Raw genomic sequence first — 24,428 nt, 5'->3', positions numbered from 1 at the left:
ATGGAACGATCACAAATAAAACAGCATCTGGCGGATCCGGAATTTTTTGCGGAGAACCGGTTACGGCCGGTATCAGATCATATGTGGTATGAGACGGAAAAGGAGGCGCTGAAAAAAGAAAAAATGCGTCTTCGGATGAGTTTGGGCGGAGCATGGAAATTTTTCTATGCTCCGAATCCGGATAGTGTACCGGATGGATTTGAAAGAAACGACTATTCCTGCGATGGATGGAATACCATTTCTGTCCCAGCCCATATGGAATTACAAGGCTATGGACGTCCCCATTATACGGATACGGACTATCCGTGGGACGGGATCGAGGAGGTCACGCCTCACGGCATCCCGCAGATCTACAATCCAACAGGATGCTATGTACGATATTTTTCTATCCCGGAGCAGATGAAAAAGAAAAAGCTACTGCTTACCTTTGAGGGAGTGGAGACGGCCTTTCACTGCTGGATTAACGGTCACTATGTAGGATATGGGGAGGATAGCTATACGCCATCGGTGTTTGAGATTACCCCGTTTGTAGAAAACGGGGAAAATAAAATTGCAGTGGAAGTGTCGCGTTTTTCCTCTGGGAGCTGGCTGGAAGATCAGGATTTCTGGAGGATGGGAGGGATCATGCGGGATGTATCTGTCACTGCGGTTCCGGGGCTTCACATTCGGGATCTGGAGGTAACGGCCTGTCTGGATGAGAAGATGACAGAGGGAAAACTTAAGGTCCGGTTTGATTTGGAAGGAGATCCGGCGGTATTGAAAAGCAGAAAAGGGAAGATTATCTGGAAACTTTTGGATGGAAAGATCCGCATGGAACACACCGTATCTGAAGAAACAGAGAAAATCATGTCCGGAGAATTGCTGATAGACCGGGAGGATATCCAGATGACAGTATGTGTGCCGGATGTAAAGTTATGGAGTGCGGAGAGACCTTATCTGTATCGGCTTGTTTTTACGGTGTATGGCGAAGAGGGAGAAATCTATGAGAGTGTTCCGCAGGACGTTGGATTTCGGAAAGTGGAGATCCGGGATTCGGTGTTGCTTTTTAACGGCAGGCGTCTGCGTCTATATGGAGTGAACCGGCATGAGTTTTCTGCCAGAAAAGGACGGGCAATCGGGAAAGAGGAAATGGAGTGGGATATCCGGTTTTTGAAGAGGAACCATTTCAATGCGGTGCGGACGAGCCACTATCCAAATCAGAGTTACTGGTATGAACTGTGCGACCGCTTTGGCATCTATGTGATGGATGAGACGAACCTGGAAACTCATGGTACCTGGCATCTGAAACAATTTAACCACACGCTGCCAGGGGACAATCCCCGGTGGCATGAAGCAGTGATGAGCCGAGCCCGTGCGATGCTGGAACGGGACAAAAATCATCCTTGTATCTTCTCTTGGAGTGTAGGGAATGAATCCTGGAGCGGAAAAAACCTGTATGAGATGAGTATGTATTTCAGGAAAAGAGATGACAGCCGGCCGGTTCATTACGAAAATGTATGCCATGACCGCAGATGGGGTAGGACAACAGATTTTGAGAGCAGGATGTACGCCTCGCCTGAGGAAGCAGAAGCGTATCTGAAAGATCATCCGGAAAAGCCGTACCTTTTGTGCGAGTATTCTCATGCCATGGGAAACTCCTGCGGAAATCTGCGGGAGTACATGGAACTATTTGACAAATATCCGCAGTACAGCGGAGGATTTCTATGGGATTACATTGACCAAGCACTGTACCAGACAGGACCAAACGGCAAGGAATATCTGGCCTACGGAGGCGATTTTGGAGATCGCCCGACCAATTATAATTTCTGCGGGAATGGTGTAATCTTCGCGGATCGGACCATCTCTCCGAAGATGCAGGAGGTGTCGTATCTGTATCAGCCTTATAAACTTACGCCTTCAGAGACAGGAGTTACCATCCGAAGTTTACAGCTTTTTGAGAACGGAGAGTATTACCGAATCGTCTGGCGGCTGGAAAAAGAAGGAAGGGTATTAAAATCCGGAGAAGCGCCTCTTGTGATCGAACCGGAGAGTACGGTTTTCGTAGAGGCGGACCTTTCGATTCCAGAAAAGGCAGAGGCAGGAGAATATGTCAGAACAGCAGCTCTTGTCATGGAGAGAGACACTCCTTATGTGAAACGTGGGGAGGAAATCTGCTTCGGTCAGACCACAGAACAAAAAGAAGAGAAAGGCAAAAGAGAAGAAAACAAGCATCCTCTGCTTCGGACAGTGGATGGCGATAGTTCTTTTTCCGTAGTGGGAGCGGATTTTCGGATTACTTTCCAGAAAGCGACTGGAAAACTGGTCTCCTGGAAAATCGGGGAGAAAGAGCTGGTGTATGATCCGGTACATACGCTGTCACCGGAATTCTGGAGAGCGCCGACAGATAACGATGAAGGATATCGCATGACGGAGAAATGTCATTTCTGGAAGATGGCGTCTTTGTATCCGAAAGTAAAAGAGGTCACGTGCGGTACGATAGACCATCATGCGGTGATCGATACCATCTATACGCTGGGAGAAACCGCTCAGTGCAGATTACGGATACAGATTGACGGAGAAGGGAATATGGATGTGACAGAGTCGTATACTGGTATGGAAAATCTTCCTGATCTGCCATGTTTTGGCGTTTCCTGGAAACTGCCGAAAGCGTTTTCCCACATCACATGGTATGGAAAAGGACCTCAGGAAACCTATCGGGATCGTCAGGCTGGAGGAAGACTGGGGCGGTTTGAAACAACTTCTGCCTTAAGCTGTACGCCGTATCTGATTCCGCAGGAATGTGGGAATCATGTGGAGACGAGGTGGGTAGCCCTGACAGACTCTTCCGACACAGGGATCCGGGTGGAGAGTGCGGTGCCTTTTGAATTTTCCGTTCTTCCTTATACTTGTCACGAGCTGGAGGGAGCCAGACACTGGTTTGAGCTTCCGAAACCGTATGCATCTGTTCTGAGGATTCTGGAGCAGCAGACCGGGGTAGGAGGAGACAATAGTTGGGGAGCGTGGGCACATAAACCTTATAGGTTAAGCGGGGAAGAAACCAGGACGTTCTCCTTTTCCATACGGATGCTCCAAAATGGCAGAACTGCATAAAGAAGTCCTTGTCCCTCCCTCTTTTCTATGTTAAGATGAAATGAAACCAACGAAAAGAGGCGCATGACAATGTGGAATATGGAAAAAGTGACTCTGGTGACAAATAATGACAGAGTCTATGAAAAATATAGAGAGGATATGGAAGTGCTGCTTCTGGACTCCTACAGGGACGTTCTTTTGAAAGTCCGGGATCTGGTCTATGACCGTCATATCCTACTGACTCATCCGCAGGCATCCAGCCTAAAGCCGAATCAGACGCCATATCGGTCCATCATGGTATATCCGAAAGGGGAAGAGGACAATATGAAAGATATCATGCTGATCGAAAAATGCATTGAGACATATGACCAGTGGCAGGAGATCGCGGCCACACCGCACAACTATCAGAAATCAGTAGCGGAAGATTTCAAGACGATCGACCTGTCTGTGATTGAGAATATCGTGCCAAGGCTGATGTAAAGGCAGGCGACAGGTATGGAGGAAAGGAAAAAATATTTTAAGGGACTGACGAGAAGGGATTATATTGCCAAGGCAAATGAGATCATCCACCGGGAGGGAATCGAGGCAGTGACTATTCGGCGGATCGCAAAGGAGATGGGATGCTCAACAGCGAGCCTGTACCGGTATTTTGACAGCCGGGATGAACTACTGTATTATGCGGAATTAGGTGAGATGAATGACTATATCCGACGGCTCAATGCGGCAGAAAAGCATTGGAGGAATGTGTGGGATATCTATGTTGGGGTGTGGTATTGCTACTCTATGGAGGCATTCCGGAAACCGGAAGCATATAATCTGTTATTTTTTGCCAACAATAACACGAAGCTGAGGGTTTCTATCCGGGAGTACTATCAGATGTTTCCTGAAAATCTGGAGCTGTCCAACCGGGTTTTTCATGAGATGCTCCAGACAGCGGACTTCATGGGGCGTGATTTTGAAATGTGCAGAAAATGTATCCGTTCCAATGCCATTGGGTATGAAAATGCGGTATCTCTCAATCGGATGGTCTGTCTTTTGTTCAAAGGATATTTTAAAACAGTCTGCGATGATGGAATCAAAGAAGAGGAAGTAAATGCAAGAGTACGTCAGTTTATTCGTGATATTGAGGATCTGGTTCGAATGCTGGCAAAGGATCTGAAAGGGTATAAAGCGTATCAAATTTAACGAAGAGCAGGTTTCGGGAAAGCAATAACAGGCCGGAATCTGCTCTTTTTTGGCGGAATTGCTGTACTTATAGAAGTTATCGAAAAAATGTATAGATAAAATGTATAAAAAAGCTTGATAATTGTAAGACAACAGCATATAATGAACATAAAGAACATGAAAAAAGATAACAAAGTTTTTTTTTGACTTAATGTTATCGCGATTACAAAGAAGGAGGGATTTACCTATGAAATTGGAATTAGGTAAGATTAAGATCGACGATATCCAATTTGCAGAAAAGACATATGTGAAAGATCATGTGCTCTATGTCAATAAGGAAGAAGTGGAAGAGCTTGTTCTGGAAGACGACAAATTAATTGGATGTAGCCTCGACATCGCGCGTCCGGGAGACAGCACCCGCATCACCCCTGTGAAGGATGTCATTGAACCAAGAGTAAAAGTATCGGGCGGAGAGATATTCCCAGGAGTTGTTGGAAAAGTAACGCCGTCAGTCGGAGAAGGAAGAACGCATGCGCTGGACGGATGCTGCGTTGTTACCGTTGGACGGATTGTCGGATTCCAGGAAGGTGTCATTGACATGAGCGGGCCTGCAGCGGATTATTGCCCGTTTTCCAAGACCGTAAATCTCTGTGTAGTAATCGAACCTCAGGAAGGACTTGAGACACACGTATATGAGAAAGCCGGAAGAATGGCAGGACTGAAAGTTGCGGCATACCTCGGAGAGACCGGAAGAAATGTAGAGCCGGATACTTTGGAGACATTCGAGACAAAGCCGATTTTCGAGCAGGCAGCAATGTACCCGGATCTCCCGAAGGTTGGATATATCCACATGCTTCAGTCTCAGGGACTTCTCCACGATACATATTATTATGGTGTTGACGCAAAACAGTTTGTTCCTACATTTATGTACCCGACCGAAATTATGGACGGTGCGATCGTTTCCGGTAACTGTGTAGCCCCATGTGATAAGGTTACGACATACCACCACTTCCACAATCCGGTGATTGAGGACTGCTACAAACACCATGGAAAAGATATCAACTTTATGGGCGTAATCCTTACCAATGAGAACGTATTCCTTGCCGACAAAGAGAGACACTCCGACATGGTAGCAAAGCTGGCAGAGTGGATGGGACTGGACGGCGTGCTGATCACAGAAGAAGGCTATGGAAATCCGGATACTGACCTGATGATGAACTGTCGGAAAGTTGAGAAGAAGGGCGTCAAAGTCGTTCTGATTACAGACGAGTTCCCAGGCAAAGACGGAAAATCCCAGTCACTTGCAGATACCTGCGATGAAGCAGACGCACTTGCTTCCTGCGGACAGGGAAACGCAACATTACAGTTCCCGGTAATGGATAAGGTCATCGGTACGATGGATTATATCGAAAGCCAGATCGGCGGATGGGCAGGATGTGTCAATGAGGATGGTTCCTTTGAAGCAGAGCTTCAGATTATCATCGCTTCTACGATTGCAAATGGCTTCAACCACCTTGCGGCAAAAGGATATTAATATTTGGAAGGAGGAACCAACATGGCAAAATATAAAATTGTTCATTATATTAACCAGTTCTTTGCCGGCATTGGCGGTGAGGAAAAGGCAGATTACAAACCGGAAGTAAGAGAAGAAGCACTCGGACCAGGCGCGGCTCTTGCACAGGCTCTTGGTGAGGATTACGAGATCGTAGCTACCGTGATCTGCGGTGACAACTATTTCGGTGAAAACCTGGATGAAGCGACAGATACGATTATCGATATGGTAAAGAAATATGAACCGGATGTATTTTTTGCAGGACCTGCATTCAATGCCGGACGTTACGGTGTTGCCTGCGGTACGATCTGTAAAGCTGTGGAAGAGAGACTTGGTATTCCGGTGCTGACAGCAGCATATGAGGAGAACCCTGGTGTTGATATGTTCCGTAAGGACGTGATCACAGTGAAGACAGGAAATTCTGCCGCTACGATGAGAAAAGTCCTACCTTCCATCGTCAATCTGATTCAAAAGATGGCTACAGGAGCAGAGATCCTTGGACCTGCGGAGGAGAACTATCACGAAAGAGGAATCCGTGTCAACTACTTTGCGGAAGAGAGAGGATCCGCTCGTGCGATTAAGATGCTCGTTAAGAAGATGAAAGGTGAACCGTTTGAGACAGACCTTCCGATGCCGAAGTTCGACAGGGTACCGCCTGCACCGGCGATCAAAGATATCAAACACGCAAAGATCGCTGTTGTTACATCCGGTGGAGTTGTTCCGGTAGGAAACCCGGATCATATTGAGTCTTCCAACGCGACGAAGTACGGTGTGTACTCTATCGAAGGAATGGACGCCCTGTCTCCGGACGATTTCACAACAATCCACGGTGGATACGACCGTCAGTTCGTCATGGCGAATCCGAACCTGGTTGTTCCGCTTGATGTACTGCGCGAAATGGAAAAAGACGGAGAGTTCGGTGAACTTGTAAACTTCTTCTGTACAACAACCGGAACCGGAACAGCTACCGGATCCGCTGCAAAATTTGGAGATGAGATTGGTAAGATCCTCACAGAACAGGAGCATGTTGACGGCGTTATCCTTGTCAGCACATGAGGTACCTGTACTCGTTGCGGCGCAACGATGGTAAAAGGAATCGAAAAATATGGGGTTCCTGTCGTACATATGGCGACGGTTGTTCCGATTTCCCTTACAATTGGAGCAAACAGAATTATTCCGGGCGTTGGTATTCCGTATCCGCTGGGTGATCCTACTCAGGGCGAAGTGGATTCCAAGAAGATACGTAAGAGAATGGTTCGTCGTGCATTAAAAGCACTTCAGACAGAAGTAGACGGTCAGACTGTATTTGAAAAAGATAACTTCTAAATAAACAACAGACAGGAAATTGTGGGTACGGTGCATCTGTACTGTACCCACATTGAATTTATAAGGATAGGAGGGGACTCTATGGGCAAAGAAAGCGGTGCGGTGAACTGGAAGAGAGTTCTGATTCTGGCTGGAGCCGTGATTGCGTTTACAATCGGTTCCGGGTTTGCAACCGGACAGGAAATTATTCAGTATTTTACAGCCTATGGCTGGCAGTCCATTTTGGTTATTCTTGGATTTGCGGTTGCATTTTTGTATTACAATTTCAACTTTGCAAAAGCAGGTGCGGAGCAGCATTTTGAACATGGGAACGACGTGTACAAATATTTCTGCGGAAAATACGTAGGTACATTCTGCGATTACTATTCCACGGTTTTTTGTTATATGTCATTTTGGGTAATGATCGGAGGAGCGGCATCCACACTGCACCAGGAGTACGGACTTCCTACCTGGGCAGGCGCAGTGATTCTGACCATCCTGACGACCATCACCGTAATCGGCGGACTGAATTCTCTCGTTGACGCCATCGGTGTGGTGGGACCAATCATCGTTGTCCTTTGTATCTTTATTGGTCTTGTTACCTGTATCCAAGATGGCGGCAATGTCGCTGCTGGTCTTGATGTGATCAAGAACAGCGCCTATGCGGGAGCAGAAGGTGGAGAGACGATCAAGAACGCAGGAGCAAACTGGTTTATCTCTGCTGCATCCTACGCTGGATTCGTTCTTTTGTGGTTTGCAAGCTTCACGGCAGCTCTTGGTTCTAAGAACAAGAAAAAAGATCTCAATTACGGTATTATCGGCGGAACCGTTGCAGTATGTGTGGCGATTGGTTTGATTTCCTTTGCTCAGATCGCAAATATCAACACTCCGCTTTCAGGCAGCGACAGCACCTTTGTATGGAATGCTGATATTCCGAACCTGATCCTTGCCATGAAGATCTGGAAACCGTTCTCGGCGATTTTTGCGATTGTTGTATTTGCCGGTATTTATACGACAGCAGTTCCTCTGCTCTACAATCCTGCATCCCGCTTCGCAAAAGAGGGAACGTCAAAATTTCGTATCCTGACTGTGATTCTTGCGGTTGTCGGATTGATTGTCGGTCTGTTCCTTCCGTTCAGAACACTGGTTAATGTGATCTATGTTATCAACGGATATGTAGGAGCGATTTTGATTCTCTTTATGCTAAAGAAGAATATTACGGATCTGTTGAAAAAGAAGAAAAAGGCTTAAGGAAGAAGATAAAAAACAGCAACCATTATGGTTGCTGTTTTTTCTGGGAAAATAACGAAAAATCTTTTAGAAAAAGGATGAAAAAGCACGCGTTTTTTGCTAAAATATGAGAGGATTCAAGAAGAAAAAAGGAAGTGGAGTGAGGTAGGAGGATGAATTATCACAGAATCATTGAAGGAATCCTGGATATTGGAGAGGAAATGCTAAAAAGCGGGGCGGAGAATTATCGGCTGGAGGATGCCCTCTATCGAATGTTGAAAAGTTATGGCTTTATCAGATACGATGTGTTTGTCATTCCGAGCAATATTCAGGTTTCGGCCAAGACGCCGGAAGGAGAGTTAATCACGCAGATACGGCATATCGAGTCATTTGAGAATGATTTTGACAGACTGGATCATTTGAACGATCTTTCCAGATATGTATGCGCCCATAAGCCGGATGCGGATCATCTCAAGGCTAAATTTGACAAAGTCATCAGCCTCCCGGAGCAGCCGGAGATTCTGCGCTATGTAGCTGGAGTTATGGGGGGTGCTGGATTTGCCGTATTTTTTGGAAGTGGATTTGCAGATGCGATCGTAGCAGTTATTGTTTCTTTAATGATTGTGTTTGTCGGAAAATGGCTGAGTATGAGGGAAGGCAACTTGATGATCTATAACTTAATTCTTGCATTTCTCTCGGAGGTCATTATTATCCTGGCAACTCGAAACGGGATCGGAACTCACCCGGATCGGATTATGATCGGAATCGTCATGCTTTTGATTAGTGGCCTTGGCACAACGAATGGTTTCCGAGAACTCTTACAGAGAGATTTCATTTCAGGATCCATTAATATTCTGAATTCTATTTTAGGAGCTACGGGAATTGCACTCGGAATCGCTCTTGCAATGCTGCTTTTTCACGAGCGGCTGGAAGAAGGATTTATGCTGACCCCAAGCATTCCGATGCAGCTTATCTCCTGTACGATTGCGTGTATTGGGTTTGCCATGTGGTTTAAGGTACGGGGGAGAAAAGTTTTTTATTCCGGAGTCGGAGCTTTTATTACATGGGGAATTTATGCTTTGATTTATGAGATTGAACCGAGCAATTTCCTGGCCACGCTGATTGCGGCTGTCTTTGTTGGATTTTACGCATTTATCATGTCAAGAGTTAATAAAGCGCCGTCAACGATCTTTCTGACGGCATCTGTATTCCCGTTGATTCCAGGACCGAACCTATACTATATGATGTATGGATTTGTCAGCAATGATTCAGCTCTGATATCCAGCGAAGGGGTGCTGCTCGCGACTACGTGTCTTGCGATTGCATTTGGATTCAATATCGTGGATGTTGTATCCAGGGTCATAATGAGCACATTAAAACGGGAATTTCGTGTAACTAAGAACTCATAAACACGAAGGTTATCAGAAAAGCATTGATTTTTATAACAATGTCTAGTAGAATTACTGGTAGAATGCTAGGAGGTAGAAGCATGGCGGAATACACAAAAGTGGCACTTGATGCCATGGGAGGGGATTATGCCCCGGCAGAGATCATCAAAGGTGCGGTGGACGCGGTCAATAAACGTAAGGATATCCGTGTGGTGGTTGTCGGAAAAGAGGATATCATAAAGGCAGAACTTGCGAAATATACTTACGACAAAGAACAGATCGAGATCAGAAACGCCAGCGAGGTGATTGAGACAGCGGAGCCGCCGGTGATGGCGATCCGGGAAAAGAGGGATTCATCGCTTGTCGTCGGGATGAATATGGTTAGGCAGAAAGAAGCGGACGCCCTTGTGTCCGCAGGAAGTTCCGGAGCTATCCTTGTGGGAGGCCAGGTGATCGTGGGAAGGATCAAAGGAGTAGAACGGCCGCCGCTTGCACCGCTTTTACCTACGAAGAAAGGATTTTCTCTGCTGATTGACTGTGGAGCAAATGTGGATGCCAGACCATCTCATCTGGTTCAGTTTGCGAAGATGGGCTCGATCTATATGGAGAACGTCATGGGTGTGAAGAATCCGAAGGTTGCGATTGTCAATATTGGAGCCGAAGAGGAGAAGGGTAACGCACTTGTGAAGGAGACGTTCCCGATGCTGAAGGCATGCCCGGAGATTCATTTCACCGGGAGCATTGAGGCGCGTAATATTCCATATGGAGACGCGGATGTTGTTGTCTGCGAAGCTTTTGCGGGAAATATCATTTTGAAGCTTTATGAGGGCGTGGGAGGCGTACTCGTTGATAAGATCAAAGAAGGCATGATGAAGAGTCTTCGGACAAAGATCGGGGCACTTCTTGTAAAGCCGGCACTGAAAGAGACGATGAAGGGATTTGACGCAGGGGAATACGGAGGAGCGCCGCTTCTGGGACTGAATGGTCTGGTAGTAAAGACACACGGCAATTCTAAAGCACGTGAGGTCTGCAATTCCATTATCCAGTGTGTGACATTCAAAGAGCAGAAGATCAATGAGAAGATCAGAGACAGCATTCAGAAAGAGAAAGAATAAACTTTTTAAGGAAGGAATGTAACTATGGAATTTGAAAAATTGCAGGGGATTATCGCAGATGTATTAAATGTGGACGCCTCAGACATTACAATGGAGACCACGTTTGTTGACGATTTGGGAGCAGATTCTTTGGACATTTTCCAGATTATCATGGGAATTGAAGAAGAGTTCGATATCGAGATCGATAACGATGACGCTGAGAAGATCGTGACAGTGGGAGATGCGGTAGAGCAGATCAGGACGGCAGCAAATAACTAAAACATATATGCGGAAAAGCCCGTGAGGGCTTTTTCGTGTTAATTGGGGGTTTTATGAGAAAAATCAGAGAACTGGAAGGGAAAATCGGATACTGTTTTCAGGATCAGGAACTGCTAAAACATGCATTGCGCCACAGTTCCTATGTCAATGAAAAACATATGAAAAAGCATGAATGTAATGAAAGGCTGGAGTTTTTGGGAGATGCGGTTCTGGAGGTGGTATCCAGCGAATTTTTATTCTTTGAGCATCAGACGATGCCGGAAGGAGAGCTTACAAAGAAGCGGGCAAGTATGGTCTGCGAGCCTGCTCTTGCGTTCTGCGCCAGAGATATTGATCTGGGAGAATATCTGCTTCTTGGAAAGGGCGAAGAGGCGACCGGAGGAAGAAAGAGAGATTCTGTCACATCAGACGCCATGGAGGCGTTGATTGGGGCGATTTATCTGGATGGTGGGTTTGCTAGTGCGAAAGAGTTTATACACCGGTTCATTTTAAATGATCTGGAAAATAAAAAGCTCTTTTTTGATAGCAAGACTATCCTGCAGGAAATCGTGCAGGGAAGTTCCGATGAGCACGTTTCCTACGAGCTGATCCGGGAAGAAGGACCGGATCACAATAAGACATTCTGCACAGCGGTCAGGATCGGGGGCCGCACCTACGGCGAAGGGGAAGGACGGACAAAGAAGGCGTCCGAGCAGCAGGCTGCGTACCAGGCGATTTTGAGATTACAGGAGAAACAGTAGGAGCGCTATGTATTTAAAAAGCATTGAAGTACAAGGATTTAAGTCATTTGCCAATCGTATTGTCTTTCAGTTTCATAATGGAATTACCGGTATCGTAGGACCAAACGGCAGTGGAAAGAGTAATGTGGCGGATGCGGTGCGCTGGGTACTTGGTGAGCAAAGGGCAAAGCAGCTCCGGGGCGGCAATATGCAGGATGTTATTTTCTCCGGGACGGAGAACCGAAAGCCACTAAGTTATGCATCGGTAGGAATCACACTGGATAACTCCGATCACAAACTTCCGGTTGATTTTGAAGAAGTGACGGTGACGAGAAAACTTTACCGATCCGGGGAGTCAGAGTACCTGATGAATGGGAGAAGCTGCAGACTCAAGGATATCAATGAGCTTTTCTATGATACCGGAATCGGGAAAGAAGGCTACTCCATCATCGGCCAGGGGCAGATTGATAAAATATTAAGCGGAAAGCCAGAAGAGCGAAGAGAGCTCTTTGATGAGGCGGCCGGGATTGTAAAATTTAAGAGGAGAAAGAATACTTCTCTGAAAAAGCTGGAAGAAGAGCAGCAGAATCTGGTCCGTGTGACAGACATTCTCTCAGAGTTGGAAAAGCAGTACGGGCCGCTCAAGAAACAGTCTGAGACGGCCAGGGAATATCTGAAAAAGAAGGAAGAGCTGAAAAAGCTGGATATCAATCTTTTTCTTGTACAGACGGAGACGTTACGGGCTCAGGAAAAAGAGACGCTGGAAGCGCTTTCAAGAGCCGAGGAAGAGCTGGCGGAGACAAAGAAGCAGTATGAAGCCATGAAAGAAGAATACGCTGAAGTGGAAGGCCGTATTGAGGAGATCGATCTTGCGATGGAGACTGCCACAAAGCAGTTAAACGATACGAAGCTGATTCGACAGCAGTACGAAAACCGGATTGATCTGCTAAAAGAGCAGATCAAAAGTGTCCGGACGAGCGACGCCCATTACGTGGAGCGAAAAGAGACCGTAGAGGCGGAGATTCAGAAGCGGGAGGAAGAGCTTCGCGATCTGAAAGCTCAGCGGGAGGATTTGGAAGATCAGATGCGGGAAAAGGAAGCCCAGAGCGAGTCAGAGAGGAAAACGCTTACCAATCTCCAGGAAGAGATGGCAAGAATCAGTCTCTCTACAGAGGAGAAGAAAAATGAGATCATGCAGATTCTCTCCGGACGTGCTTCCACAAAAGCACGGCTACAGCATTTTCACACCTTACGGGAGCAGCTTCGTGTACAGAAGGCGGAGCTTGCCAAGCAGCTTCTGGCGATTACCCAGGAGACAGAGGTGTACCGGACGGATTATGAGAAATACGAAAGTGAATGGAAGACATTGTCTCAGGAGATTCGTACCTGTCAGGAGACGATTGCCGGATATGAAAGCGAGATCAACCGTCTTCAGCAGGAAATCACCCGAGAAAATGAACAGATCCGAATCGGACAGAGCGCTTACCACCGAGAGCAGTCCCGGCTGGAATCGCTGAAAAATATGACGGAACGGTACGAAGGATACGGAAATAGTATCCGCCGGGTGATGGAGCAAAAGAGCCGGGAGACGGGAATTTTAGGTGTTGTGGCAGATCTGATCCGTGTGGATAAAAGATATGAGACGGCGGTGGAGACGGCTCTTGGAGGCAATATCCAGAATATTGTGACAAAAGATGAGGAGACAGCCAAGCGGATGATTTCCTTTCTGAAACAACATAAATTTGGGCGGGCGACGTTTCTCCCGCTGACAAGTGTCCGGGGATCGGAGTTTCTAAAGCCGGAGATTCTGGAAGAAGATGGCGTCATCGGACTGGCTCACACGTTGGTTGAGACGGACAGGCAGTTCCATGATCTGATGAAGAACCTGCTGGGACGTACTGTTGTCGTAAAAAATATTGACGTGGGAATCTATCTGGCGAGGAAATACCGCCAGAGTGTAAGGATGGTGACGCCAGAGGGCGAGCTGTTAAATCCGGGTGGATCTATGACAGGTGGAGCCTTTAAGAATTCCAGCAGCCTTTTAAGCAGACGTCGGGAGATCGAGGAGTTTGAAAAGACGGTGCAGATGTTAAAGAAAGATCTGGATGAGGCGATCGCTTCTTTGGAGACCCATAAGCAGGAACGTGCCGGATACTATACAAAGATGGATGCACTCAAAGAAGAGATGCAGAAAATCTATGTCCGGCAGAATACAGCCAGGATGAATCTTTCCCAGGTGCAGAGCCGCCAGAAGACCATTACGGAGCGGAAATCCGTCCTTCTTCATGAAAATGAAGGACTGGAGAGCCAATTAAGGGAACTTCAGGAGAATCAGGACTCGATTGAGATTGAACTTGGCACTTCGGAAGAACTGGAGAAGAAGTTAAAGTGGGAGACCGAGGAAGAACAGAGGGTACTGGAGGAGAAAAAAGAACAAGAACAGATTCTGCAAAAGAGGGCGGAGGAAGCGCATCTTCTGTTTGTGGAGCTGGGACAAAAAGAAAACTTCCTAAATGAAAACCAGGATCGTATTTTACAGGAATATACGAAATACATACAGGAAAAGAAGTTGTTGGAGGACAACCAGGGAGACAACAAGCGGGAGATTGGAGAAAAAGAGCAGGAGATGGGGCTGGCAAGGCAGAAAATAGAGAATGCCGGGGAGCTGATCGAAGAGATTGAACAGGAATTACAGGAAAGCGCAAAGGAGAAAGAAGCGCTCTCCAGACGACATAAGGAATTTCTGAGTAAACGGGACGTCATTTCTGAGACGATGTCCGATCTGGATAAAGAGGCGTTTCGTCTCGGAGGTAAGCGGGACAGCCTATCTGAGACGATGGAAAAGCAGATGAATTATATGTGGGAGGAATACGAGATCACATATAATCATGCACTTCAGTATCGGGAAGAAGAGCCGGGGGATCTTTTGTTTATGAAAAAGGAGATCCAGAGAATCCGCTCTGAGATCCGCGCCCTTGGCAATGTCAATGTCAATGCTATTGAGGATTTTAAAAATCTGGAGGAACGCTATGAGTTCTTAAAGAACCAGCATGAGGATCTCATTGAAGCGGAAGTGACATTAAAGCAGATTATTGAAGAATTGGATACTGCTATGAGGAGACAGTTTGAAGAGGAGTTCGCAAAGATCAAAGAAGAATTCAACAGTGTATTCAAGCAGTTGTTCGGTGGAGGGAAAGGAACACTTGAGCTTCTGGAGGATGAGGATATCCTGGAGGCCGGGATCCGTATTATCGCCCAGCCACCGGGAAAGAAGCTTCAGAACATGATGCAGCTTTCCGGAGGAGAGAAGGCATTGACTGCGATCGCGCTGCTGTTTGCGATTCAGAACTTAAAGCCGTCACCGTTCTGTCTGCTGGATGAGATAGAGGCGGCTCTTGACGACTCCAATGTCACAAGGTTTGCTCAGTACCTCCACAAGCTGACAAAGAATACCCAGTTTATCGTTATTACCCATAGAAGGGGAACAATGACAGCGGCGGACAGACTGTATGGAATCACCATGCAGGAGAAGGGAGTATCGACCCTTGTTTCAGTTGATCTTTTGGAAAACCAGCTTAGTAAATAAAGAATAAAGGAGTGAAAGAGATATGGCAGAGGAGAAGAAAGGATTCTTTCGGCGTCTGGTATCTGGTCTGACAAAGACAAGGCAGAATATTGTATCTGGTCTGGACAGCCTGTTCCATGGTTTCTCAAGTATTGATGAAGAGTTTTATGAGGAACTGGAAGAAATTCTTATCATGGGAGATCTTGGAGTCAAAGCAACGTATGCGATTCTCGATGATCTTAGAGAGAAGGTAAAGGAACAGCACATCAAGGAGCCAGCCGACTGCAAGCAGCTTCTGATTGACAGTATCAAAGCCCAGATGCAGATCGGGGAGACGGCCTATGAGTTTGAAAATCGGAAATCCGTTGTGCTTGTGATTGGTGTCAACGGAGTTGGAAAGACCACTACCATCGGAAAGCTTGCGGGCAAGCTTCGAAGTGATGGGAAAAAGGTTGTGATTGCGGCGGCGGATACATTCCGTGCGGCAGCGGGTGACCAGCTTAAAGAGTGGGCAGATCGGGCTAATGCCGAATTTATAGGGGGACAGGAAGGCTCAGATCCGGCGGCCGTCGTTTACGATGCGGTGGCTGCCGCAAAAGCGAGGAAGGCAGATGTGCTGCTCTGTGATACCGCAGGACGTCTTCACAATAAAAAGAATCTGATGGAAGAGCTGAAAAAAATCAATCGTGTCATTGAGAGAGAATATCCGGACGCATACCGGGAGACTCTGGTCGTTCTGGATGGGACGACAGGACAAAATGCACTGTCTCAGGCAAAACAGTTTGCGGAGGCAGCGGAGATTACAGGAATTGTACTGACAAAGATGGACGGGACCGCAAAAGGGGGAATTGTGGTTGCCATTCAGTCCGAACTTGGAATTCCGGTAAAATATATCGGAGTTGGCGAGACGATCGACGACTTGCAGAAGTTTGATCCGGATGATTTTGTAAACGCCTTGTTTACAGCGGATTCACATGAGGAAGATGGGGAAGAAGAGTAAAAGGAAACAGTGACACGGAAGGAAAGAAGGTTACAGCGATGATGACATTGGAAAAATTTGAAGAAGCAAGTGAGCTTGTCAAAAAAGTGACAAATCCGACAAAGCTTGTGTACAGTGAGTATTTAAGTGAAGAGACTGGAGGCAAGATCTATTTAAAACCGGAAAATATGCAACATACAGGCGCATATAAGATTCGGGGTGCATATTATAAGATCAGTACCCTCACCGAAGAAGAGAAGGCAAAGGGACTGATTACCGCATCCGCGGGGAATCATGCACAGGGCGTAGCCTACGCAGCAAAGCTATTTGGATGCAAGGCGACGATTGTCATGCCGACAGTTACTCCGCTGATTAAGGTGAATCGCACGAAGAATCTGGGGGCAGATGTCGTACTTTATGGCGATGTATATGACGATGCCTGCAACAGAGCTTATGAACTGGCAGAAGAGCATGGCTATACGTTCGTTCATCCGTTCGATGATCTGGAGGTAGCCACCGGACAGGGAAGTATTGCTATGGAGATTGTGCAGGAACTTCCAACAGTGGACTATATCATTGTACCGGTAGGTGGAGGCGGGCTCGTCGCGGGAGTATCCACCCTTGCCAAGATGCTCAATCCCAAGATTAAGGTGATCGGCGTAGAGCCGTCTGAAGCGGCCAGCATGAAAGCTGCTCTCAAAGCAGGAGAGCCGGTTACACTTCCGAGCGCAAATACGATTGCAGATGGTACTGCAGTAAAACGGGTAGGAAGCTTGACATTTGAGTACGCAAAGAAAAATGTGGATCAGATTCTGACGGTGGATGATGATGAACTCATCGGTGCTTTCCTCGACATGGTGGAGAATCACAAGATGGTGGTAGAAAATTCCGGCCTTCTTTCTGTTGCGGCACTGCGTCAATTAGATTTGAAAGGGAAAAAGGCAGTCTGCATTTTAAGCGGTGGAAATATGGATGTCATCACCATGGCTTCTATCGTACAGCATGGTCTGATCCAGAGAGACCGGATCTTCTCTGTCTCCGTCCTGCTTCCGGATAAGCCGGGTGAGCTCGTACGGGTGGCAAAGACGATTGCAGACGCCCAGGGCAATGTCATTAAACTGGAGCATAATCAGTTTGTCAGCACAAACCGGAATGCGGCAGTAGAACTGAGGGTGACGATGGAAGCATTCGGAACCGAGCATAAACATCAGATTTTGGAAGCGTTGGAAAACAATGGATTCCGTCCGAAGCTTGTTACGACAAAACTGTATTAAGATGGGACTGTAAAAGAAAATTGTAAAAGGAGGGAACGCCGTGGAAAACTTACGGCCGGAGGAAGGTGGAATTTACCACAGCCTGTCAGGAACTGTCTATCGGTATCTTGGCATGGCAAGACACTGCCAGACCGGAGAGGAGCTTCTGATCTTTCAGGAGAAGGAGACGCAAATTTTGCAGGCAGTGACGGTACCTTATTTTACAAAAGAGTTTCAGAAAGCTGGAGAGGATCCGGAACAAGGGCTTCTTTATGCTTTTCTGAATGCGGACTCCAATGAAGAGAAGCTGATTCTGCTGCAGCAGAATCGCTCGGAAATGACAGAGGCAGTACTGGAAACAGTGGCGCAGAGTCTGGATTATACGCTTGACAGCAGCGATCCGGACAGAATGTTTTTGGATCTGGAACAGTGTCTTAGAACAAAAATCAAATATGAGCGCAGAAGAATATAAAGAGCTTCCCACCGGGCGGTCATATGACCGGATCTTTGGTGGGGAGTTTTTTCACGTCTTATTGGAGAAATGTTATATTCTGGGTTGACACATTTTGTATAATTGTATACAATTATACAAAATGAAAAGGAGTGAAGGAAATGGATAATAGAAAAGTTTACATGAACTACCATAATAATTTATTGCAGCTCGAAGAACATATGTATCCATTGGTGGATGTTGATACGCCGAACGTATTCCGGAATCTTTTTCCTTATGATGAGGTTCCGAAGATTGCGTTTAACGACCGTATTGTGCCACATTCCATGCCGGATGAGATCTGGATCACCGATACGACATTTCGGGATGGACAGCAGTCCCGTGCACCGTATACGACGGAGCAGATCGTGACGATCTATGATTATCTGCACAGACTTGGCGGCCCGGAAGGGAAGATCCGCCAAAGCGAGTTTTTCTTATATAGTAAAAAGGACAGAGACGCTGTCTATCAGTGTTTAGAGAAGGGCTATCAATTTCCGGAAGTGACAAGCTGGATCCGCGCAAGCAAAAAGGACTTTGAGCTTGTCAAAGAAATCGGTCTCAAGGAGACAGGAATTCTTGTAAGCTGTTCTGATTATCATATTTTCTATAAGCTGAAAATGACAAGACGAGAGGCGTTGCGGCATTATCTTTCCATTGTCCGGGACTGCCTGGAAATCGGGATCAGTCCACGGTGCCACCTGGAAGATATCACCAGATCGGACATTTATGGATTTGTGATACCGTTTTGCCTGGAGCTGATGAATCTGATGGGAGAGTACAGGATTCCGATTAAGATCCGTGTCTGCGATACGATGGGATATGGCGTCAACTATCCCGGAGCGGTGATCCCTCGGTCTATTCCGGGTATCATCTACGGTTTGATGGTTCATGCAGGGGTGCCGAGCGAACTCATTGAATTTCATGGCCACAATGACTTCTACAAGGCAGTCAGCAATGCCACGACAGCATGGCTCTATGGTGCCTGCGGCGTGAACTGTTCCCTTTTTGGGATCGGAGAGCGTACCGGCAATACACCGCTGGAAGCAATGGTCTTTGAATATGCACAGCTCCGTGGCAGTCTTGACGGTATGGACACGACCGTCATTACGGAACTTGCTGAGTACTATGAAAAGGAGATCGGCTATCATATTCCGGAGCACACCCCGTTTGTCGGCAAGAACTTCAATGTGACGAGGGCTGGTATCCATGCGGACGGACTTCTGAAAAATGAGGAGATTTACAATATTTTTGATACGGGTAAGTTCCTGAACTGTCCGGCTGTGGTCTCTGTGTCCAATACATCGGGAATTGCGGGTATTGCACACTGGATCAATACATATTATAAACTTCCGGATGAGCGGAAAGTAGGAAAGGATTGCGAACTTGTCGCAGCGGTTAAAATATGGGTGGATGAGCAGTATGACGACGGCCGTGTGACTGTAATGACAGATGAAGAGATGGTGCAGAAGATCACTGAAATCTGCCGGGAAAAGGAAATCATTTTATGACGAAGAAAGGAAGCGTGATGGAAACGAGTCAGAACTATTCGCTAAGCGGAAAGGTCTTTCGTACATTGAGCGAGCAGATCCTTTCCGGAAAATATCAAACAGGCGATGAGCTTCGAGAAGTGACTGTAGGAAAGGAGCTTGGCGTGAGCAGAACTCCGGTTCGGGAAGCGTTTCGGAAACTGGAACTGGAGGGGCTGGTGACAAGCATCCCGAATAAAGGGACCTATGTCAACGGTATTTCCAGGGATGACGTGCAGGATATCTATATGATCCGGTCCAGGCTGGAAGGGCTGGCTGCACGGCTAGCCACCAGAAGAATTACACCGGAGCAGATCAATGAGATGGAGGAGATGATTTTTTTATCAGAGTTTTATCTTAAAAAGGGGATGACAGAACAGCTCTCCAATCTGGACGGCAAATTTCATTTTATTTTGTACGAGGCCTGCGGCAGCAGGATGCTGAAAAATGTGCTGACGGATTTTCACCGTTATGTGCAGATGGCAAGGCGGATGTCTGTCAAGGTGGAAAACAGGGCGGAAAAATCAATTCGGGAGCACTCGCAGATCTTGGCGGCAATTCGGGATCAGGATGAGGACAGGGCAGAGCGGCTGATGGAAGAGCACATTCATCACGTTGTTTTAAATCTGCACCTGGAAGAAATTTAGAAAAGAAAGGGATGGTATGAATGGAAAAGATACAGATGCAGACACCAATCGTGGAGATGGATGGAGATGAGATGACAAGGATTCTTTGGAAGATGATCAAGGATCACCTTCTTCTTCCGTTTCTTGATCTGAATACAAAATACTATGACCTGGGGCTTGAGTACCGCAATGAAACGAATGATCAGGTGACGATCGACAGCGCTGAGGCGACAAAGAAATACAAGGTGGCAGTAAAGTGCGCGACGATTACGCCAAATGCGGCCCGGATGAAAGAGTACGACTTAAAAGAAATGTGGAAGAGTCCGAACGGTACGATCCGTGCGATTCTGGATGGTACGGTTTTCCGTGCTCCGATTGTTGTAAAAGGAATTGAGCCGTGCGTGAAAAACTGGAAAAAACCGATCACAATCGCAAGACATGCCTACGGCGATGTCTATAAAGGGACAGAAATGAAGATTCCGGGAAGAGGCAAGGCAGAGCTTGTCTATACAGCGGAAGACGGAAGCGAGACAAGAGAGCTGATCCATACCTTTGACAGCCCTGGTATTATCCAGGGGATGCACAACTTAAACGGTTCTATCGCAAGCTTTGCGAGAAGCTGCTTCCATTATGCGTTAGATACGAAGCAGGATTTGTGGTTTGCGACAAAGGATACGATTTCCAAGAAGTATGACCATACATTCAAGGATATTTTTCAGGAAATTTTTGATGTGGAATTCAAAGATCAGTTTGAACAGGCAGGCATCACTTATTTTTATACACTGATCGATGATGCGGTAGCTCGTGTGATGAAATCTGAGGGAGGATATATCTGGGCATGTAAAAATTATGATGGGGATGTAATGAGTGATATGATCTCCTCAGCGTTCGGTTCTCTTGCCATGATGACGTCAGTACTCGTATCTCCGGACGGATACTTCGAGTATGAGGCGGCTCATGGAACGGTACAGAGACATTATTACAAACATCTGAAAGGAGAGGAGACGTCCACCAACTCTGTGGCTACGATTTTTGCCTGGAGCGGAGCATTAAGAAAGCGCGGTGAACTGGACGGGAACAAGGAACTTCAGGATTTTGCGGACCGTTTGGAACAGGCTACCATCGATACGATCGAGGCGGGAGAAATGACAAAGGATCTGGCGCTGATTACCACTATCCCGGATCCGGTCGTATTAAACAGCGAGGATTTCATCAAAGCCATCGCAAAGAGACTGACAGAATAGTACTGCCTTGATGTATCATTATGAGCAATAAGCAAACTAGAACTGGAGCATGTGTTTGCGTTTGATAAAAGCTCTATCCAATATAGGCGAACAAAAAACAGGCGGGATCAAATTGGCCCCGCCTTAGCTACGTTTCTATGTTTGTTTATCAATTTTCCGGATCCTCGGCGAGTGTTTCCCACTGCTCATAAAGAGTCTCCAGTCTTGCTGTAATTTCATCTTTTTCTTTTGCGAGCTCCTGGCAGCGGACGGAATTGGAGTAGACATCTTCCCGGGTCATCAGATGATCGATCTCCTCGCTTCGTCCTTCCAGCTTTTCGATCGTTTCCTCTGTACGCCGCAGATCATTCTGTCGTTTCCGTTCTCTTGCCTGTGCCTCCTTCTGGGCTTTCCAGTCCAGTTTCCCGGAGGATAAAGGAGTTTCCTTTTCGGCCGTGGCCTCCGGGGCAGGAGCAGCGTAGACGGCTGTAAGCTCCTCTTTTTTCTCCAGATAGTAATCATAGTTTCCAATGTAGTTGACGAACTTCTGATTGACCAGCTCCAGGATTCGTGTGGCAGTCCTATTAATGAAGTACCGGTCGTGGGAGACATAGAGCACAGTCCCGGTGTAATCGTTCAGCGCGTGTTCCAGAATCTCCTTGGACGCCATGTCCAGGTGGTTGGTCGGCTCGTCGAGGATGAGAAAATTTGCTTCAGAAAGCATGAGCTTTGCCAGGGAGACCCTGCCCCTCTCTCCACCGCTTAAATCCCCGATCAGTTTGTAGACGTCGTCACCGGTAAAAAGAAATGCGGCCAGCATATTGCGGATTTGGGTGTTGGTAAGATGAGGATAATCATCCGAGATCTCATCGAACACCGTCTTGTCCATGTGCAGGACATGGTGCTCCTGATCATAATAGCCTACCGTAACGTTAGAACCAAGGGTAAACGTCCCGCTGTCTGCAGGCAGTACTTCATTTAAGATTTTTAAAAGCGTTGTCTTACCGGTGCCGTTATCTCCGATGATGGCAACATGTTCTCCACGTTTGAGTTCAAAGCTGATATCTTCAAAGAGTGTCTGTTCCGGAAAGGATTTGCTTAGATGGCTGACACTTAGGACGTCATTGCCACTGATGATGGAGGGCTCCAGCTTTAAGTGCATATCGGTTTTCAGTTCCATCGGTTTTTCGATCCGGTCGATTTTTGCAAGCATCTTTTCCCGGCTTTCCGCCCTTTTAATGGATTTTTCCCGGTTAAAAGAGCGGAGCTTTTCAATCACGGCCTCCTGGTGGCGGATTTCCTGCTGCTGATTGAGATATTCTTTCAGTCTTGCATCCCGTAACATCTGCTTTTTCTGGGCGAAATCCTGATAATTGCCAAGATACATGGTAAGGGTTCCGGCCTCGATCTCGATAATCTTTGTAACGACCCGATTTAAGAAATATCGGTCGTGGGAGACGATCAGAACGGCGCCCGGATAGTTCAGGAGATAAGTCTCAAGCCAGGTGATAGAGTTTAAGTCCAGGTGGTTGGTGGGCTCGTCAAGAAGAAGGATATCCGGCTTTGTCAGAAGAAGTTTGCCAAGTGAGACACGGGTTCTCTGGCCCCCGGAAAGGGAGGAGACCGGCTTTAAAAATTCTTCCTCTGTAAAGCCGAGCCCCTTTAACAATCCGGTGATTTCGCTTTCATAAGCATATCCGTTTTCTCGTTCAAACCGGGACGTCATCTTGTGATAAGAGGAGAGCTTTTCTGTCAGAGCGTCACCGCTTAAAGACTCAAGTTCCGCCTCTGTCTTTCGGATCTGGTTTTCCAGATCCACAAGATACTGTCTGGATGTGCGGAGTTCCTCATAGATAGTCCGGGTACTGTCTGTCATCGGGTGCTGAGAAAGATAGCCAATCTGCTTTCCTTTTGCAAGAATAATCTCACCGGAATCGGATGGAAGCTCCCCGGTGATCATCTTTAAGATTGTTGATTTTCCGGCGCCGTTTAACCCTATCAGCGCCGCTTTTTCGTGGTCTTCTATATGAAAAGAGCCATGTCGTACAATGACCTGGTCTCCAAATGATTTTTCCAGATTGTGACATGCAAGTATCATAAAATCCTCCTTTGATAAATCAAAAGTTCCGTATTCATTATAACGGAATTTATACAAAATACAACATAAAATCCCATGAAAAGTTTGACTTTATATCAGGTTTTACATATAATAAGGATATTGAGAAGAACAGGAAGGTGCAGGAAGTGGAAGGAAAAGGAATTTCTCAGGCAGTCATCCGAAGACTGCCTCGATACTACAGATACTTAGGAGAGTTACTGGAAGACGGTGTAGAGCGCATTTCCTCCAACGACTTGAGCAAGCGCATGAAAGTCACCGCTTCCCAGATTCGTCAGGATTTGAATAATTTCGGCGGTTTCGGGCAGCAGGGGTATGGATACAATGTGAAGTATTTACATTCGGAGATAGGAAAGATTCTGGGACTGGACAGAGAGCACAATATGATTATCATCGGAGCGGGGAATCTGGGACAGGCCTTGGCAAACTATACTGCTTTCGAGCGCAGCGGGTTTATGCTGAAAGGACTGTTTGATGTCAATCCGACGCTGGCCGGTGTGACGGTAAGAGGGATTGAGATCCGCATGATGGACGAGCTGAAGAGCTTTATCCGAAATAATGATATTGAGATCGCAATCCTGACTATACCGAAGACAAAGGCGGTTGCTGTGGCAAATATGTTGGTGGAAAACGGTATCCGGGCAATTTGGAATTTCGCCCATACGGATCTGAATCTCCCGGAGCATATTGTCGTGGAAAACGTACATCTTTCCGAGAGTCTGATGAGACTCTCCTACAATGTACTCCGCTATGAGGAGAAGCATCAGAAGAAAAAATAAGAGCAAGAAGGACGTGAGAGAGTTGTAGTAAGCTGCGGGATTCCACGTCCTTTTTTCTGTCCGGATAC

General features: G+C 46.8%; 19 protein-coding genes. 18 read left to right on the top strand and 1 reads right to left on the bottom strand.

Annotation, left to right across the window (positions count from 1 at the left end; translation table 11 throughout):
* The 17 genes from lacZ (at position 1) to AOA56_RS04690 (ending at position 21,486) form a co-directional block, all read left to right on the top strand.
* Positions 1-3,090, top strand: coding sequence for a beta-galactosidase, LacZ type (gene lacZ / locus AOA56_RS04775; protein WP_053769064.1), 3,090 nt, complete (start codon positions 1-3; stop codon positions 3,088-3,090).
* Between the two features lie 69 nt (positions 3,091-3,159).
* A complete protein-coding gene (locus AOA56_RS04770; RefSeq protein WP_024732417.1) occupies positions 3,160-3,549 on the top strand; it encodes a GrdX family protein in 390 nt (129 codons plus the stop codon).
* Positions 3,550-3,564: 15 nt separating this feature from the next.
* A complete protein-coding gene (locus tag AOA56_RS04765) occupies positions 3,565-4,254 on the top strand; it encodes a TetR family transcriptional regulator (RefSeq protein ID WP_048621673.1) in 690 nt (229 codons plus the stop codon).
* A gap of 226 nt (positions 4,255-4,480) precedes the next feature.
* Positions 4,481-5,767, top strand: coding sequence for a sarcosine reductase complex component B subunit alpha (grdG, locus tag AOA56_RS04760; protein ID WP_053769063.1), 1,287 nt, complete (start codon positions 4,481-4,483; stop codon positions 5,765-5,767).
* 21 nt (positions 5,768-5,788) lie between these two features.
* Complete coding sequence (grdF, locus tag AOA56_RS04755; RefSeq protein WP_082349852.1) at positions 5,789-7,111, top strand: sarcosine reductase complex component B subunit beta; 1,323 nt, start codon at positions 5,789-5,791, stop codon at positions 7,109-7,111.
* Positions 7,112-7,192: 81 nt separating this feature from the next.
* Entirely contained in the window at positions 7,193-8,341 is a 1,149-nt protein-coding gene (locus tag AOA56_RS04745) for a YkvI family membrane protein (RefSeq protein WP_024732422.1), read from the top strand.
* A 152-nt stretch (positions 8,342-8,493) separates the two neighbouring features.
* Positions 8,494-9,729 (top strand): threonine/serine exporter family protein, encoded by a 1,236-nt coding sequence (locus AOA56_RS04740; protein ID WP_024732423.1) that lies wholly within the window; start codon positions 8,494-8,496, stop codon positions 9,727-9,729.
* Between the two features lie 80 nt (positions 9,730-9,809).
* Complete coding sequence (gene plsX / locus AOA56_RS04735) at positions 9,810-10,823, top strand: phosphate acyltransferase PlsX (protein ID WP_024732424.1); 1,014 nt, start codon at positions 9,810-9,812, stop codon at positions 10,821-10,823.
* A gap of 24 nt (positions 10,824-10,847) precedes the next feature.
* Positions 10,848-11,081, top strand: coding sequence for an acyl carrier protein (acpP, locus tag AOA56_RS04730; RefSeq protein ID WP_024732425.1), 234 nt, complete (start codon positions 10,848-10,850; stop codon positions 11,079-11,081).
* A gap of 53 nt (positions 11,082-11,134) precedes the next feature.
* Positions 11,135-11,821, top strand: a complete 687-nt coding sequence (gene rnc / locus AOA56_RS04725; RefSeq protein ID WP_053769062.1) for a ribonuclease III — start codon at positions 11,135-11,137, stop codon at positions 11,819-11,821.
* Between the two features lie 7 nt (positions 11,822-11,828).
* Positions 11,829-15,386 (top strand): chromosome segregation protein SMC, encoded by a 3,558-nt coding sequence (smc, locus tag AOA56_RS04720; protein ID WP_053769061.1) that lies wholly within the window; start codon positions 11,829-11,831, stop codon positions 15,384-15,386.
* 22 nt (positions 15,387-15,408) lie between these two features.
* On the top strand, positions 15,409-16,365 hold the full coding sequence (gene ftsY, locus AOA56_RS04715) for a signal recognition particle-docking protein FtsY (RefSeq protein WP_024732428.1): 957 nt from the start codon (positions 15,409-15,411) through the stop codon (positions 16,363-16,365).
* Positions 16,366-16,403: 38 nt separating this feature from the next.
* Positions 16,404-17,618 carry a threonine ammonia-lyase gene (gene ilvA / locus AOA56_RS04710; protein ID WP_053769060.1) on the top strand — a complete coding sequence of 405 codons (1,215 nt, stop codon included), beginning with the start codon at positions 16,404-16,406 and terminating at the stop codon, positions 17,616-17,618.
* A 40-nt stretch (positions 17,619-17,658) separates the two neighbouring features.
* Complete coding sequence (locus AOA56_RS04705; protein WP_024732430.1) at positions 17,659-18,069, top strand: hypothetical protein; 411 nt, start codon at positions 17,659-17,661, stop codon at positions 18,067-18,069.
* 140 nt (positions 18,070-18,209) lie between these two features.
* Positions 18,210-19,598 carry a beta/alpha barrel domain-containing protein gene (locus tag AOA56_RS04700; protein ID WP_053769059.1) on the top strand — a complete coding sequence of 463 codons (1,389 nt, stop codon included), beginning with the start codon at positions 18,210-18,212 and terminating at the stop codon, positions 19,596-19,598.
* Between the two features lie 17 nt (positions 19,599-19,615).
* Positions 19,616-20,263: a GntR family transcriptional regulator gene (locus AOA56_RS04695; protein ID WP_053769102.1), complete on the top strand. Its 648-nt coding sequence runs from the start codon at positions 19,616-19,618 to the stop codon at positions 20,261-20,263.
* A 20-nt stretch (positions 20,264-20,283) separates the two neighbouring features.
* Entirely contained in the window at positions 20,284-21,486 is a 1,203-nt protein-coding gene (locus AOA56_RS04690) for an NADP-dependent isocitrate dehydrogenase (protein WP_053769058.1), read from the top strand.
* Between the two features lie 148 nt (positions 21,487-21,634).
* On the opposite strand, the gene abc-f is transcribed toward AOA56_RS04690, so the two are convergent.
* On the bottom strand, positions 21,635-23,563 hold the full coding sequence (gene abc-f, locus AOA56_RS04685; protein ID WP_053769057.1) for a ribosomal protection-like ABC-F family protein: 1,929 nt from the start codon (positions 23,561-23,563) through the stop codon (positions 21,635-21,637).
* Positions 23,564-23,709: 146 nt separating this feature from the next.
* Between abc-f and AOA56_RS04680 the strand changes: the two genes are divergently transcribed.
* A complete protein-coding gene (locus AOA56_RS04680; protein WP_024732434.1) occupies positions 23,710-24,360 on the top strand; it encodes a redox-sensing transcriptional repressor Rex in 651 nt (216 codons plus the stop codon).
* Positions 24,361-24,428 lie beyond the last annotated feature (68 nt).

Source organism: Sellimonas intestinalis (assembly GCF_001280875.1).
In the GTDB taxonomy this organism is placed as follows: domain Bacteria; phylum Bacillota; class Clostridia; order Lachnospirales; family Lachnospiraceae; genus Sellimonas; species Sellimonas intestinalis.
The sequence above is the reverse complement of the archived record's forward strand: the minus strand, read 5'-3'. Positions and strand labels throughout refer to the sequence as shown.